The organism is Methylibium sp. T29 (assembly GCF_000576205.1).
Classification (GTDB): domain Bacteria; phylum Pseudomonadota; class Gammaproteobacteria; order Burkholderiales; family Burkholderiaceae_C; genus Methylibium; species Methylibium petroleiphilum.
On the sequence record NZ_AZND01000083.1, the window covers coordinates 1 to 14417 of the forward strand.

The 14417-nt window shown below is 70.4% G+C and carries 13 protein-coding genes; 6 read left to right on the forward strand and 7 right to left on the reverse strand.

What is annotated here, in order from left to right; genetic code table 11:
• Positions 1 to 641 (forward strand): zinc-binding dehydrogenase (locus x551_RS11590; protein WP_036248605.1); only part of this gene is annotated, 641 nt, incomplete at its 5' end.
• A gap of 31 nt (positions 642 to 672) precedes the next feature.
• Here x551_RS11590 and x551_RS11595 read toward each other — a convergent pair.
• Entirely contained in the window at positions 673 to 2292 is a 1620-nt protein-coding gene (locus x551_RS11595) for an NAD(P)/FAD-dependent oxidoreductase (RefSeq protein WP_036233430.1), read from the reverse strand.
• A gap of 188 nt (positions 2293 to 2480) precedes the next feature.
• On the reverse strand, positions 2481 to 4424 hold the full coding sequence (locus x551_RS27315; protein ID WP_253950359.1) for a hypothetical protein: 1944 nt from the start codon (positions 4422 to 4424) through the stop codon (positions 2481 to 2483).
• A 103-nt stretch (positions 4425 to 4527) separates the two neighbouring features.
• On the opposite strand from x551_RS27315, the gene x551_RS27320 reads away from it, so the two are divergent.
• Entirely contained in the window at positions 4528 to 5262 is a 735-nt protein-coding gene (locus x551_RS27320) for a LuxR C-terminal-related transcriptional regulator (RefSeq protein WP_036248619.1), read from the forward strand.
• A 53-nt stretch (positions 5263 to 5315) separates the two neighbouring features.
• Here the strand turns inward: x551_RS27320 and x551_RS11625 are convergent, their stop codons facing one another.
• The 4 genes from x551_RS11625 to x551_RS11640 form a co-directional block, all read right to left on the reverse strand.
• Positions 5316 to 6368, reverse strand: coding sequence for an alpha/beta fold hydrolase (locus x551_RS11625; protein ID WP_036248622.1), 1053 nt, complete (start codon positions 6366 to 6368; stop codon positions 5316 to 5318).
• Between the two features lie 49 nt (positions 6369 to 6417).
• Positions 6418 to 7893 carry an NAD(P)/FAD-dependent oxidoreductase gene (locus tag x551_RS11630; RefSeq protein ID WP_036233428.1) on the reverse strand — a complete coding sequence of 492 codons (1476 nt, stop codon included), beginning with the start codon at positions 7891 to 7893 and terminating at the stop codon, positions 6418 to 6420.
• Positions 7894 to 7965: 72 nt separating this feature from the next.
• Entirely contained in the window at positions 7966 to 9528 is a 1563-nt protein-coding gene (locus x551_RS11635; RefSeq protein WP_036233427.1) for an acyl-CoA synthetase, read from the reverse strand.
• Between the two features lie 38 nt (positions 9529 to 9566).
• Positions 9567 to 10340, reverse strand: coding sequence for an enoyl-CoA hydratase-related protein (locus x551_RS11640; RefSeq protein ID WP_036233424.1), 774 nt, complete (start codon positions 10338 to 10340; stop codon positions 9567 to 9569).
• 318 nt (positions 10341 to 10658) lie between these two features.
• Here x551_RS11640 and x551_RS27325 point away from each other — a divergent pair, with 318 nt between their 5' ends.
• Genes x551_RS27325 through x551_RS27335 form a run of 4 tightly spaced genes read left to right on the forward strand, consistent with a single transcriptional unit; the run spans position 10659 to position 13469 of the window.
• Positions 10659 to 11048: an AAA family ATPase gene (locus tag x551_RS27325; RefSeq protein ID WP_036233421.1), complete on the forward strand. Its 390-nt coding sequence runs from the start codon at positions 10659 to 10661 to the stop codon at positions 11046 to 11048.
• Entirely contained in the window at positions 11048 to 12274 is a 1227-nt protein-coding gene (locus x551_RS28190) for a hypothetical protein (RefSeq protein ID WP_036248625.1), read from the forward strand. Before x551_RS27325 ends, x551_RS28190 begins: the two co-directional genes overlap by 1 nt.
• Positions 12157 to 13389, forward strand: coding sequence for a hypothetical protein (locus x551_RS27330; RefSeq protein ID WP_343252138.1), 1233 nt, complete (start codon positions 12157 to 12159; stop codon positions 13387 to 13389). Before x551_RS28190 ends, x551_RS27330 begins: the two co-directional genes overlap by 118 nt.
• Positions 13326 to 13469: a LuxR C-terminal-related transcriptional regulator gene (locus x551_RS27335; RefSeq protein WP_253950360.1), complete on the forward strand. Its 144-nt coding sequence runs from the start codon at positions 13326 to 13328 to the stop codon at positions 13467 to 13469. Before x551_RS27330 ends, x551_RS27335 begins: the two co-directional genes overlap by 64 nt.
• On the opposite strand, the gene x551_RS11660 is transcribed toward x551_RS27335, so the two are convergent.
• A partial coding sequence (locus x551_RS11660; RefSeq protein ID WP_051511968.1) for a CaiB/BaiF CoA-transferase family protein occupies positions 13435 to 14417 on the reverse strand: 983 nt, incomplete at its 5' end. The two genes, x551_RS27335 and x551_RS11660, sit on opposite strands and share 35 nt — an antisense overlap.

The window sequence follows — 14417 nt, forward strand, 5'->3', positions numbered from 1 at the left end:
CGGACAGCGTGCCGGGCGAGGCCGGCGCCTGCTTCGGCATCCCGGCGCTGACCGCGCTGCATGCGCTGCTGGTGGACGGCGGCGTGGCGGGCAAGACGGTGCTGATCGCCGGCGGCGCCGGTGCCGTGGGCCACTACGCGGTGCAGTTCGCGCGCCGGCTCGGTGCGAAGCACATCGTCGCCACGGTCAGCAGCGCCGAGAAGGCCGAACTGGTGCGTGCGGCCGGCGCCGACACGGTGGTGGACTACAAGACCGAGAACGTGGCCGAACGCGTGCGCCAGGTCACCGGCGGCCGTGGCGTGGACCGCGTGATCGAGGTCGACGTGGTGGCCAACGCGGCGCTGAACATGGAGGCCGTGCGGCCCGGCGGCGAATGGGTGGTCTACGGCAGCGGCGCGGTGCAGTTCACGCTGCCCTTCTTCGCGCTCGCCGCGTGCAGCCCGCGCATCCGGCTGTTCATCGTCTACCTGCTCGAGGAGGCGGACCGCCGTCGCGCGATCGACACGCTGAACGGCTTCCTGGCACGCGGCGACCTGGTGCACCAGATCGCCGCGCGGCTGCCGCTCGAGCGCATCGTCGAGGCGCACGAGCTGGTCGAGAGCGGGCGCGCGATCGGCAACGTGGTGCTGTCGATCGACTGAACGCGCCGCCGCCGGCCGGCGACGGCCCGCCTCAGGCGGTCACGAAGCCCTCGTAGCCGCTCGCCTTGACTTCCTCGCACTTGGCACGGTAGGTGCCCACACCGCCGGCATAGGCCAGCAGGCGCCGCGGCTTGCCCTTGACGTTGGAGCCCATGTACCAGGAGTTGGTCTTCGGCACCAGCGTCAGGTTGGCCAGTTCGTCGTGGTGGGCCACCCACTTGGCCTCGGCCTCGGCGCTGGGCTCGATGGAATGGCGGCCCTGCTGGCGCACGAAGGCGATGCAGTCGGCGATCCAGTCCACCTGCTGCTGCAGGCAGGTGGGCACGTTGCAGAACGCCGCCGCCGGCGAGAACGGCGCCATCGTCATGAACAGGTTCGGGTAGCCGTGCACCTGCAGGCCCATGGTGGTGCGCACGCCGTCCTGGGCCCAGGCATCGCGCAGCAGCACGCCGTCGCGGCCGCGGATGTCGACCTTGGTCAGCGCGCCGGTACCGGCGTCGAAGCCGGTGGCGCAGATCAGGATGTCGAGCTCGTGCAGGCCGGCCGCCGTGCGGATGCCCGTCGCGGTCACTTCCTCCATCGGCGTGGCCTTGGTGTCGACCAGCAGCACGTTGTCGCGGTTGAAGGCTTCGTAGTACTTGGTCTCCAGCGGCACGCGGCGCGTGCCGAAGCCGTAGTCCTGCGGCACCAGCTTGTCGGCCACCTTCGGGTCCTTCACGCGCTCGCGGATGCGCTGGCGCACGAAGTCGGAGAACTCGGCGTTGACCTTCTCGTCGAAGAACACCTCGCGGAAGCCGCCGATCCAGAAGTTCAGCGAGCCGTCGTCCCACAGGCGCTGCAGGATGCGCTGGCGCTCGGCGGGGTCCACGTCGAAGAAGTTGCGGTCCTCGAAGTCGTAGTCGAAGCCGGCGAAGGTGCGCTGCACGCGCTCCTTCAGCATCGGGTACTGCGCGCGCAGCTCGGCGCGCGCCGCGTCGTCGTACTTCGGGTTGCGCATCGGGATGGTGTAGTTCGGCGTGCGCTGGAACACCGTCAGGTGCCCGACCTCGCCGGCGATGGTCTGGATCACCTGGATGCCCGTCGCGCCGGTGCCGATGATGCCCACCCGCTTGCCCTTGAGGTCCACGCCCTCGCGCGGCCACTGGGCGGTGTGCACGATGCGGCCCTTGAAGTTCTCGATCCCCGGCAGCGCCGGCAGCATCGGCACCGACAGGCCGCCGGTGCCCATGATGAAGTACTGCGCGCTGACGGATTGGCCGTCGTCGGTGGTGATGGTCCAGCGCTGGGACGCTTCGTCATAGGCCGCCGCGGTCACTCGGGTCTTGAACTGGATGTCCTTGCGCAGGTCGAAGCGGTCGGCCACGTGGTTGAGGTAGCGCTCGGTCTCGTCCTGGGCGGGGAAGCGCTCGCTCCAGTTCCACTCGTCCAGCAACTCCTTGGAGAACCAGTACTGGTAGATGTAGGCCTGCGAGTCGACGCGCGCGCCCGGGTAGCGGTTCCAGTACCAGGTGCCGCCGACGCCGGTGCCGGCCTCGTAGACCTGCACCTTCAGGCCCTGCTCGCGCAGCTTGTAGAGCGAATACATGCCGGCGAATCCGGCGCCCACGACGACGGCATCGACCTGCTTCGGTGCCTGCTGGACATTCGACATCAGGGTCTCCTCTGGAAATGATCGGCCCGATTGAACCCGCCGACATTGCAAATTCCGCCACCCGGTCAGGTAGTTTTGGCCACCCGCTCCCCACCCACCCCCTGGGGGAAGCCCGCAGACCCGTCAGCTGCGCCGCAGCAAACAATCGCCGTTTCGCTGGTTGCCCTGCGAGCCGCATGCCCCCGCCGTCACCCCACCGTCAGCTGCGATCGCACCCGCTCGAGGCCACGACGGACTGGCCCACGCCGCCGGCCGACGAGCCGGCCTCGACCGAACGCGGCTTCCCGTCGGACGTGCGGATGCACAAGCTGTTCACGCCGCCGGTGTACCCGGGCGCCGTGCCGCGACAGGCCATCCTCGACCGCGTGCTGCAGGACGACAGCCTGCGCGTCACGGTGCTGCAGGGCCCGGCCGGCCACGGCAAGTCGACCACGCTGCAACAGATCAAGACCGCCCACGAGGCCCGCGGCTGGCGCACCGCCTGGCTCACCCTCGACGACGCCGACAACGACCCGCGACGCTTCGAGTCGCACATGGTCGCGGTGATGAGCCTGCTGCACGGCCGTGCCGCATCGCCCGGCGCCTCGCGCAGCGGCACCGGCGACGCGCCGCGCGACCTGGCCGACTGGATGCTCGACACCCTGTCGGGCCGCATCACGCCGGCCTCGATCTTCATCGACGAGTTCCAGGCGCTGCGCAACGAGGCCATCCTGCGCTTCTTCCGCTCGGTGCTCGCGCGCCTGCCGGCCAACGTGCATGTGTTCATCGGCTCGCGCACGCTGCCGGAGATCGGCCTGGCCACGCTGATGGTCAACCGTGTGGCCTCGGTGGTGCGCGCCGACGACCTGCGCTTCACGCCCGGCGAGGTGACGCAGTTCTTCGCCGATTCGGCCAGCCTGCAGGTCAGTGCCGGCGAGGTGGACGCGATCTACCGCCGCACCGAGGGCTGGCCGGCCGGCGTGCAGCTGTTCCGGCTGGCGCTGGTGAGTCCCGAAGTGCGCATGGCGCTGGACGGCGCCGACGACCACGGGCCGCGCGAGCTGGCCGAGTACCTGGCCGACAACGTGATGTCGCTGCAGTCGCCGCGCATGCAGGAGTTCCTGCTGAAGACGTCGCTGCTGCAGCGCCTGTCGGCACCGCTGTGCACCGCCGTGACCGGCTTCGAGGACGCGCAGGAGCTGCTGGTGCGACTGGAGCGCTCCGGCCTGTTCCTGCGCGCGCTCGACTCCGACAACCAGTGGTTCAAGTACCACGGCCTGTTCTCCACCTACCTGGCCGAATCCCTGCAGCGCAACGGGCCCGACGAGGTGCGGCAGGTCCACGAGCGAGCGGCGCAGTGGTGCCTGGCGCACGGACTGCCCGAGGAAGCGATCCACCATGCGCTGTGCTGCAGGAACTTCCCGCTGGCGGCTTCCACCCTGACCGACTGGTCGTCGCAGCTGGTGGCCGGCGCCGAGCTGATCACGCTGGAGCGTTGGCACGACCGCCTGCCCTCCCACGAGGTGGCGCAACGGCCGGCGCTGGTGATCCGCGCCGCCTACGCGCTGATGTTCCTGCGCCGCCGCCCCAAGCTGCGCCCGCTGCTGGACCTGATGGCACCGCAGGCCGGCGGCGGCGACATCGTGCCGACCACCAACCCCGACCTGTGCCGCGCGATGTCCTTCCTGCTGGTGGACGACGACCTGGCGGCGGCGGCCGACACCGTGGAGCAGGCCGGCGTCGTGCAGCGCGAGCTGGAGGGCTTCCCGGCCTTCGAGCTGGGGGCGGCCGCGAACGTGCTCGCGCTGGGCAAGGTGGCGAGCGGCGATTTCGAGGGCGCGCGCCAGGCCCTGGCGCTTGCACGCGCGCACATCGGCCGCGGCGGCGGCTCGTTCGTCGGCGGCTACACCGCCGCCATCACCGGCAGCAACCTGCTCGTGCAGGGCCGGCTGCAGGAGGCGCTGGCGCACCTGCGCGACGAGAACGCGCAGGAGGCGCCGCTCGACACCTCGGTGGCCGGCGCGGCACTCGCGGCCTGCCACATGTTCGCGCTGTACGAGGCCAACGACCTGGCGACGCTGGAGTCGCTGGCGCACCGTTTCCAGCGCGAGATCTCCGAGTCGGTGACGCTCGACTTCATCGCCGCGGCCCACATCGCCATCTCGCGCATGCACGAGGCGCGCGGGCGCTCCGACGAGCCGTCGCGGCGCTCGACGAACTGGAGCGCATCGGCCACACCAGCCCCTGCAGCGCCTGGTGGCGGTGAGCGAGTGGGAGCGCGTGCGGCGTGCGCTGGCGGGCCGCGAGATCGAGCGCGCGGTGGCGCTGGCGATGCGCATCGCCCCGGACTCGCGCGACGACGCGCCGCACTGGATCCACCTGGCCGAGGACGTGGAAGGCTCAGGCTACGGGTGGATCCGCCTCGCCATCGCACGGCACGACCACGCCGACGCCGCGCAGCGCATCGCCCGGGAGCGGGTGCGCCAGACCGGTCGGGTCTACCGCGACATCAAGCTGAGCGTGCTGGAGGCCCTGCTCCAGCAGCGCATGGGCGCCCGCAACGCCGCCCATCGCTGCCTGCGCAAGGCGCTGCAGCTGGGCCGCCGAGGCCGCTACGTGCGCTGCCTGCTCGACGAGGGCGACGGCGTCATCGAGCTGCTGCGCGAGGCCTACCAGAACCTGCTGCAGGGCCACGAACCGCGCGGCGGCACCGACCCGGACCGCGACTACATCGAGCTGCTGCTCGAGGCCTCGGGGACCGACCTGGGCCGCCAGGCCGCCGGCAACGCCCTGACCGAGGCACTGTCGGAGCGCGAGAAGGAGATGCTGCACTTCCTGCTCGACGGCACCACCAACCGCGAGATCGCCGGACGGCTGTTCGTGTCGGAGAACACCGTCAAGTTCCACCTGAAGAACATCTACTCCAAGCTCGGCGTCGGCAACCGGCTGCAGGCCATCAACACGGCGCGGGCGCTGCGGTTGATCGAGTGAACCGGCGGCCTGCCGCGTGTCGACGTCACGAGGCTGGCGGGTGCCACGAGACCTCAGGCCGGCGTGTCGAGCAACTGCTTCAGCGCCCGATCGATCTGCTCGATGTAGCCCGCATCCAGCCCGAACAGCGCGATGTGGCCCCACAGGCTGTCGATCACCTTCAGCTCGCCGTTCGGGATCAGCCGCTGCTCGGCCGCACAGTCGGCCGGCGGGAAGAACATGTCGGTGCTGATCGGCATCACCACCGTCTTCGCCTTGATGCGCGCCAGCGCCTTCGCGAGGTCGCCGCCGGTGTGCCGGCTCACGTCGCCGCGCTGCCACTTCCAGGCCATGCACAGCAGGTCGTTCGGGTCCATCGGCAGGAAGGTGGCGTCCAGGAAGTTCAGCATCAGGTCGTCGACCGACGAGAAGCCGAACGGTCGCCACAGCTCCTGCTTGTAGAACTCGGTGCTGAAGCCCATCACCGCCCACAGCCGCGCATGCCGCCGCAGGCCCTCGCGCACCGCATGCGGCTGCTCGTACCAGCCGCCGGCCCAGGCCGGGTCGGAGGTGATCGCGTCGCACAGCGATTGCGCGTACAGAAAGTCGTGCGGCGTGTTCTTCGCGGTGCCGGCGATCGGCGCGGCGCGCTTCACCGCGTCGGGGAAACGCACCGCCCACTCGTAGGTCTGCTGCGCACCCATCGAGCCGCCGACCACCAGCGCCAGCGACTCGATGCCGAACCTGCCTTTCAACAGCCGCTGCTGCGCGACCACGTCGTCGCCGATGCGCACCTTGGGGAAGTTCGCCATGCCCAGCGGCCAGGCGGTGTTGTGCGGCGAGCTCGACAGGCCGTTGCCGATCTGGTTGGCGACGACGATGAAGTACTTCTCGGGGTCGAGCGCGCGCCCCGGGCCGATGTAGGCCTGCTCCATGATCTTGCTGGTGCCCGAGAACCAGGTGGGCACCAGGATCGCGTTGTCCTTGGCCGCCGACAGCGTGCCGAAGGTGGCGTAGGCGATCCGGCAGCTGCGGATCGTGCCGCCCTCCTCCAGGACCAGGTCGCCGATGTCGAAGCTCTCGTAGGGGCCGTGCACCGCCTGCGAGTAGTACTCGTTGTCGACCATCGGGCGTCTCCTCCTGTCGTTCGTGCTCTCGGGCGCGCTCTCGCCCGGATCAGGCGCTGGCCGTCTCGGGCTGGCGGAACTGGTCGTACTCGTCGATCCGGAACTCGGCGGTGGCCTTGCGGTAGTCGATGACGTTGCCCGACCAGTTGTTGCTGATGCGGCCGTCGGCATGCTTGTACCAGCTGGTACAGGAGCCGGCCCACGAGGTCCCCTGCAGGTCCTTCTGCAGTTGGCGGTTGAACGCGGCCATCACCGCCGGCTTGACGTCGAGCGCCGCCACGCCGTGTGCCTTGGCCGCCTGCAGGGCACGCACCGTGTAGTCGACCTGGGCCTCGATCATGTTGAGGATGGAGTTGTGGCCGAGGTTGGTGTTGGGGCCGTACAGCACATAGAGGTTCGGGAAGCCGCTGACGGTGATGCCGAGGTAGGCCTCGGGCACCGGCTTCCAGGTCTCGCGCAGCGACTTGCCGCCGCGGCCCTTGATGTCCGACACACCGAGCAGCGTCTCGGTCTCGAAGCCGGTGCCGAACACGATGACGTCGAACTCGTGCAGCGTGCCGTCCTTGGTGCGGATGCCCTGCTCCTCGATGCCCGCGATCGCGGTGGTCTCGAGCGTGACGTTCGGGCGCACCAGGGCCGGGTAGTAGTCGTCGGCGATGATGATGCGCTTGCAGCCGATGGGATAGGTGGGCCACAGCTTCTCGCGCAGCACCGGGTCGGCCACCTGCGATTCCAGCTGGGCGCGCGCCATCGCGGTGAACTCGGCCGCCTTCGGCGTGTCCAGGCGCATCGCGTCGTACCAGCTTTCATGGTCGGCGAAGATCGCCGCCCGGCTGGCGTCGCGCGTGGCCGGCACGGCGTGGAAGATGCGCTGCTCGTCGTCGGTGTAGGGCCGGTCGAGGCGGGGCACCACGTAGTTCGGCGAACGCTGGAACACCGTCAGGTGCCCGGCCTGGCGTGCCAGTTCGGGGATGAACTGCGCCGCGCTCGGACCCACGCCGATGCAGGCGATGCGCTTGCCGGCGAGCGGCACGTCGTGCCGCCAGCCCGCCGAATGGAACTGCGCGCCCTGGAAGCGCTCACGGCCCGCGATGCCGGCGAAGCTCGGCCGGTTGAGCTGGCCCCAGGCCGGCACGAAGTTGCGCGCGAGCACGGTCTCGTTGTTCGCGGTGCGGATGCGCCACAGCAGCCGGGACTCGTCCCAGGTCGCATCGATCACCTCGGTGTTGAAACGGATCTGCGGCTTGAGGCCGCTCTTCTCGGCCAGCAGTTCGATGTTGTGCAGGATCTCGGGCTGGTCGCAGTAGGTCTTGGTCCACTCGGGTCGCTCGGTGAACGACAGCCAGTAGAGATGCGACTTCACGTCGCAGGCCGCGCCGGGGTAGGTGTTGTCGCGCCAGGTGCCGCCGACGCCGGAGGCCTTCTCGAGCAGCACGAAGTCGTTCTCACCCTGCTCGCGCAGGCGCAGGGCCATGCAGAGCCCCCCGAAGCCGGTGCCCAGGATCGCGACGTTGTAGACCTTCATTGCTTCTTCTCCGAATTGTCTCGGCCCCGTTCGGGCCGAAGTTCATGGTTCAAGGATGGGGGTGGCCCGCGCTCAGGTCGTCGGGGTCTGGTAGCGCAGCCGCAGCTCGCGCTTGAGCAGCTTGCCGCTCGGGTTCTTCGGCAACGCGTCGGTCAGGATCACCGTCTTCGGGATCTTGAAGCGCGCGAGGCGCTGGTCGCAGAAGGCGATCACCGCCGCCTCGGTCAGCGCATGGCCGGCCTTGGGCACGATGACGGCCGTCACGGCCTCGATCCACACCGGGTGCGGCAGGCCGATCACGGCCACCTCCGACACGCCCTCGAGCGCGTAGATCGTTTCCTCGACCTCGCGGCTGGCGACGTTCTCGCCGCCGGTCTTGATCATGTCCTTCTTGCGATCGACGACGGTCAGGTAGCCCTCGGCGTCGAGCACGCCGAGATCGCCGCTGTGGAACCACCCCCCCTCGAAGGCCGCCCGGGTGCGCTCCTCGTCGCGGAAGTAGCCGCTCAGCAGCTGCGGCGAGCGGTGCACGATCTCGCCGATCTCGCCGACCGCCACATCGCGCATGGCGTCGTCGACCACGCGCGTCTCGACGTTGAGCGTCGCACGGCCCGCCGAGCCGGCCTTGCGCAGCTGGTCCTCGGGCTTGAGCACGGTGGCCAGCGGCGCGATCTCGGTCTGCCCGTACAGGTTCCACAAGCGCACCCTCGGCAGACGGCGCTGCAATTCCTTCAACACCTCCACCGGCATGATCGAGGCGCCGTAGTAGCCCTTGCACAGGGCCGACAGGTCGGTGGTGTCGAACTGCGGCGCGCGCAGCAGCGAGATCCACACGGTGGGCGGCGCGAAGAACGAGGTGATGCCGTCACGCGCCATCAGCGTGAGCAGGTTGTCGGCGGTCGGCTTGCCGGTGATGACGTTGGTCGCGCCGACATAGATCGCCGGGCCCAGGAAGACGTCGAGCTGCGCGCAGTGGTAGAGCGGCAGCGCATGCAGGATCAGGTCGTGTTCGGCGATCTCGGCATCGACGATGCAGCTCACGTATTCGGCGATCACCGCGTCGTGCGTCAGCATCGCGCCCTTCGGCCGCGACTCGGTGCCGCTGGTGTAGACGATCTGCGCCAGCATGCCGCCGTGCAGCACCGGGCTGGGCACGTGGTCGCCGAATTCGAGCAGCTCGTCGAAACGCGTCAGGCCGGTGGCCGGCTCGCTGGCGTCCTCGCCGGGCAGCCAGACGAGGCGCTCGACGGCGGTGCCGGCACTCGCCTGGCGCGCCAGCTCGGTGAGGCCGCTGTCGGTGCACAGCAGTCGCGCACCCGAGTGTTCGAGGATGTAGCGCGCTTCGTCGGCGCTCAGCATGAAGTTGATCGGCACCAGCACCGCGCCGAGCCGTGCCACGGCGAAGCGCAGCGCGGCGAAGGCGTGCGAGTTGCGCGCCAGCACGGCGACCCGGTCGCCGCTGGCGATGCCCTGCGCCGCCAGGCCGGTGGCCAGGCGGTTGCAGGTGTCATCGAACTGCGCGTAGGTCCAGGCGGTGTTGCCGCAGCGGATGGCGAGCTTGTTCGGGTGGCGCTGGCGGGTGCGGCGCAGCACGTCGCCCAGGGTCTGGCGAGCAATGCGGTCGAGGATGTTCATGGTCGCAGAAGAGGGGAAAGGAGGCGTCGGTCCCGGGCTCAACGGCCCTGGAAGCGGGCCGGTCGCCGTTCGAAGAAGGCCGCCAGGCCTTCGCCGAAATCGGCGGTCGCGGCACTGGCGAGGAAGGCGTCGCGCTCGGCATCGAGCTGGTCGGCGAAGCTGCGTTCGAAACTGGTGCGCATCAGGCGCCGCATGTGGCCGTAGGCCAGCGTCGGGCCGCGCGCCAGGCGCTGCGCCAGCGCCTCGGCCTCGGCCTCCAGCGCGTCGGCGGTGACCACGCGGTTGACGAGCCCGATCTCCAGCGCCTTGCGCGCGTCGAAGCTCTCGCCCAGCAGCGCGATCTCCAGCGCGCGGCGCAGGCCCACCAGGCGCGGCAGCGACCACGAGGCGCCGAGATCGCAGCTCGTGGCGATGTTGATGTAGGCCAGGTTGAACTTGGTGCCCTCGGCAGCGATGGCCAGGTCAGCCGCGGCGGCCAGGCTGAGGCCGGCGCCGGCCACCGCGCCGTGCAGCGCGACCAGCACCGGCGCGTCGATGCGGGCCAGCAGGTTCAGCGCCTGGTGCATCGGCGTGATCAGGCTGTCGGCCGCTGCCACCGGCGCGGCGCGCATCTGTGTCAGATCGCCGCCAGCAGCGAAGGCCCGGCCCGAACCGCTGAGCAGCACCGCGCGCACCGAACTGTCGTCGGCGAGATCGCGGCAGGCCCCGAGCAGCGCCTGGGCCAGGTCGATGTCGAGCGCATTGAGCGCCTCGGGCCGGTCGAGGCGCAGGCGCACCAGGCCGCCGTCGCGACTGACGCTCAGGCCCTTCATGGTCGGCGAACGAAAAACTGAACAGACATGGGATTCCAGCGTCGATCCGGGATGGGGCGCGTTGCCGCGCCCGCCGCACGGCGACCCATTGCAGCGGCCGCCTGCGGGAATTGGACGCCGGAAGGTCGTGCGCACTCCCACCCGGAAGGGTAGTTGTGTCGTTTCGGCGCGTGACGCGCCCCACGGACCGCTGAGGTCGGCACCGGGCGCTCGTGTTTACCCGTGCTCTCGGTAGAACTCCGCTGGCGCCCGTCCCCGGCAACGGCGAAAAATCGGTTTCCTTGCAGTTCCCGGCCGGCTCGCCCGGCAATGACACCCATGTCGAAAACCGGTCACTCCGACGCCGGCATCCGCCGTTCGAAGCCCGCCGACATCCCCGACCCGATCGTCGCTGCCCCTGCCGGCTCGGCGCGGCCCCAGCCCGGCGCCGTGCACGCCTCGATGGAGGTCAGCACCCACAAGCTGTTCGCCCCGCCGATCTACCCCGGCGCCGTGCGCCGCCGCGTCATCCTCGACCGCGTGCTGCAGGACAACAGCCTGCGCGTCACGGTGCTGCAGGGCCCGGCCGGCCACGGCAAGTCGACCACCCTGCAGCAGATCAAGACCGCCCACGAGGCCCGCGGCTGGCGCACCGCCTGGCTCACCCTCGACGACGCCGACAACGACCCGCGACGCTTCGAGTCGCACATGCGCGCGCTGGTGGGCTGATGCGCGACGGCGCCGCCCACCCGGAGGCCGCCGCGGCCCGTGTCGGCGAGGCCCCGCCCGACCTGGCGAACTGGATGCTCGACGCGCTGTCGGGCATGGACACGCACGCATCGATCTTCCTCGACGAGTTCCAGGCGCTGCGCAACGAGGCCATCCTGCGCTTCTTCCGCTTCCTGCTGTCGCGCCTGCCGGCCCATGCGCACGTCTTCATCGGCTCGCGCTCGCTGCCGGAGATCGGCCTGGCCACGTTGCTGGTCAACCGCATGGCGACGGTGCTGCGGGCCGACGACCTGCGCTTCACGCCCGGCGAGGTGACGCAGTTCTTCGCCGAGTCCAAGGACCTGCGCGTCAGCGCCGAGGAAGTGGGTGCGATCTACCGACGCACCGAGGGCTGGCCGGCCGGCCTGCAGCTGTTCCGGCTCGGTCTCGGCAGCCCCGAGGTGCGCACCTCGCTGGTCGACCCCGAGGACCACGGCCCGCGCGAACTGGCCGAGTACCTGACTGACAACGTGGTGACGCTGCAGTCGCCGCGCATCCAGGAGTTCCTGTTCAAGACCTCGCTGCTGCGGCGGCTGTCGGCGCCGCTGTGCGCGGCCGTGACCGGCTTCGGCGACGCGCAGGACATCCTGGAGCAGCTCGAGCGCTCCGGCCTGTTCGTCCGTGCACTCGACTCCGACAACCGCTGGTTCAAGTACCACGGCCTGTTCTCGAGCTTCCTCGCCGACAGCCTGCACCGCAGCTCCGAACTCGAGGTGGTCAGCGTGCACGAGCGCGCGGCGCGCTGGTACCTGGCGCAGCACCTGCCCGAGGAGGCGATCTACCACGCGCTGTCCTGCCGCAACTTCTCGCTCGCCGCAGCGATCCTGAGCGAGTGGTCTTCGCGGCTGATCTCCAACGCCGAGCTGATCACGCTCGAGCGCTGGTACGACCGGCTGCCGTTCGACCACGTGGCGAACCGCCCGGTGCTGGCGATCAAGGCGGCCTACTCGCTGATGTTCCTGCGCCGGCGCGCCAAGCTGCGGCCCCTGGTGGATCTGATGGACCAGCATGCCGGCTGCGGCGACATCCTGCAGACCACCAGCCCGACCTGTGCCGGGCCATGGCGCGCCTGCTGTTCGAGGACGACCTCCATGCGGCGCTCGCCATCATCGACCGCCCCGAGGTGCTGCAGCAGGAGGTCAGCGGCTTCCCGGCCTTCGAGCTCGGCGCTGCGTGCAACGTGCTGAGCTTCGGGCGCATCGCCGCCGGTGATTTCGAGGGCGCGCGCAAGTCGCTGATGCAGGCGCGGGCCCACAGCGAGCGCGGCGCCGGCTCCTTCGTGATGGGCTACACCTCGGCGGTCAGCGGCGCGCGCCTGATCGTGCAGGGCAAGCTGGACGAGGCGATCGAGCGCTACCGCGCCGACATGCTGGCGCAGCATGCGCCGCTCGACAAGTCGTTCGCGCCGGCCGTGATGGCCGCCGCGCAGATCTGGGCGCTCTACGAGGCCAACGACCTGGCCGCGCTCGAGCCGCTGTGCGCGCAGTTCCAGCGCGGCATCTCCGAGTGCGTGACGCTCGACTTCATCGCGCTGGCCTACCTGTCGATCTCGCGCATGCACGACGCGCGCGGTCGCTCGGCCGAGGCACAGGAAGTGCTCGACGAACTGGAGCGCATGGGCCACGACAGCCACCTCGACCGGCTGGTCTCGCAGGCCGACTGGGAGCGTGTCCGCCGCGCGGTGCTGGCCGGCGAGCTCGACCGCGCCACGGCGCTGGCCCAGCGCATCGCTCCGGTCTGCCCGCCGCTGGATCCGCACTGGATCTACATGGCCGACGACATGGAGGGCGAAGGCTTCGGCCGCATCCGCCTGGCGATCGCCCACCACGACCATGCGTTGGCCTCGCAGCTGATCGCACGCGAGCGGGCCCGCCAGACCGGCCGCGTCTATCGCGACATCCGGCTGCACATGTTCGAGGCGCTGCTGCTGAACGACAAGGGCTCGCCCAACGGCGCCCACCGCAGCTGCGCAAGGCGCTGCAGCTGGCGCGGCCGGGCCGCTACGTGCGCTGCTTCCTCGACGAGGGCCGCGCCATCGTCTCGATGCTGCGGGAGGAGTACCAGCACTTTCTGCAGTCCGCCGACGAGGGCCAGGCGGCGCCCGATCCGGACCGCGACTTCATCGAACTGCTGCTGGCCGCGTCGGGCACCGACCTCGGCCAGCCGCGCTGCCGGCACCACCTCACCGACCCGCTGTCGGAGCGCGAGAAGGAGATGCTGCAGTTCCTGGCCAACGGCGTGGCCAACAAGGAGATCGCCTCGCGGCTGTTCGTCTCCGAGAACACCGTCAAGTTCCACCTGAAGAACATCTACTCCAAGCTCGGCGTCAGCGGTCGCGTGCAGGCGATCAACGCCGCACGCACGCTGCGGCTGGTGTCCTGAGCGGTCGAGGCCCGGGCCTCAGGCCAGCGCGCCGGTCGCGGCCAGCTTCGCGATCTCCTCGTCGGCCCAGCCCCAGGCCGCGAGCGCGGCACGGCCGTCGTGCGTGGCCGGCAGCGGGCGCGCACCAGCGTGGGCGTGTGCGAGAAGCGCGGTGCCGGCCCGGGCTGCACGCGGCCGTCCACCTCGACGAACTGCCGCGCGCCCGGTGGTGCGGATGCTGCGGCGCCTCGCCCAGCGTGAGCACCGGCGTGACGCAGGCGTCGCTGCCCTCGAAGACCCGCACCCAGTCGTCGCGCGAACGCGTGCGCAGCACCGCGGCGATGCGCTGCTTCTGCTGCGGCCACAGGCTGCGGTCGTGCTGGGGCTGCAGCAGCGCCTCCCCGGCCAGGTCGGTGCGCTCGAGGAACTGGCGGTAGAAGCGCTCCTCCAGCGCGGCCACCGCCAGGTGGCCGTCATCGGCGCAGGCATAGGTGTCGTAGAAGGGCGCGGCGCCGTCGATCAGGTTGCTCTGCCGCCGGTCCTGCCATTGCCCCATCGCCTGGAAGCTCAGGTTCATCGCCTGCAGCAGCGCACAGCCATCGGTCATCGCGGCATCGACCACCTGGCCCTCACCGGTCTGGCGCGCATGCAGCAGCGCGGCCAGCACGCCCACCGCGAGCAGCATGGCGCCGCCGCCGAAATCGGCCACCAGGTTCAGCGGTGGCACCGGCCCCCCCTCGGCGCGGCCGATGGCATGCAAGGCCCCCGACAGCGCGAGGTAGTTCAGGTCGTGACCCGCGGTGTGCGCGAGCGGGCCACCCTGCCCCCAGCCGGTCATGCGGCCGTAGACCAGCCGCGGGTTGTGCGCCAGACAGGGCGCGGGGCCCAGGCCCAGGCGCTCCATCACACCGGGGCGGAAGCCCTCGATCAGCACGTCGGCCGCGCCCACCAGGCGCAGCGCGGCCGCGC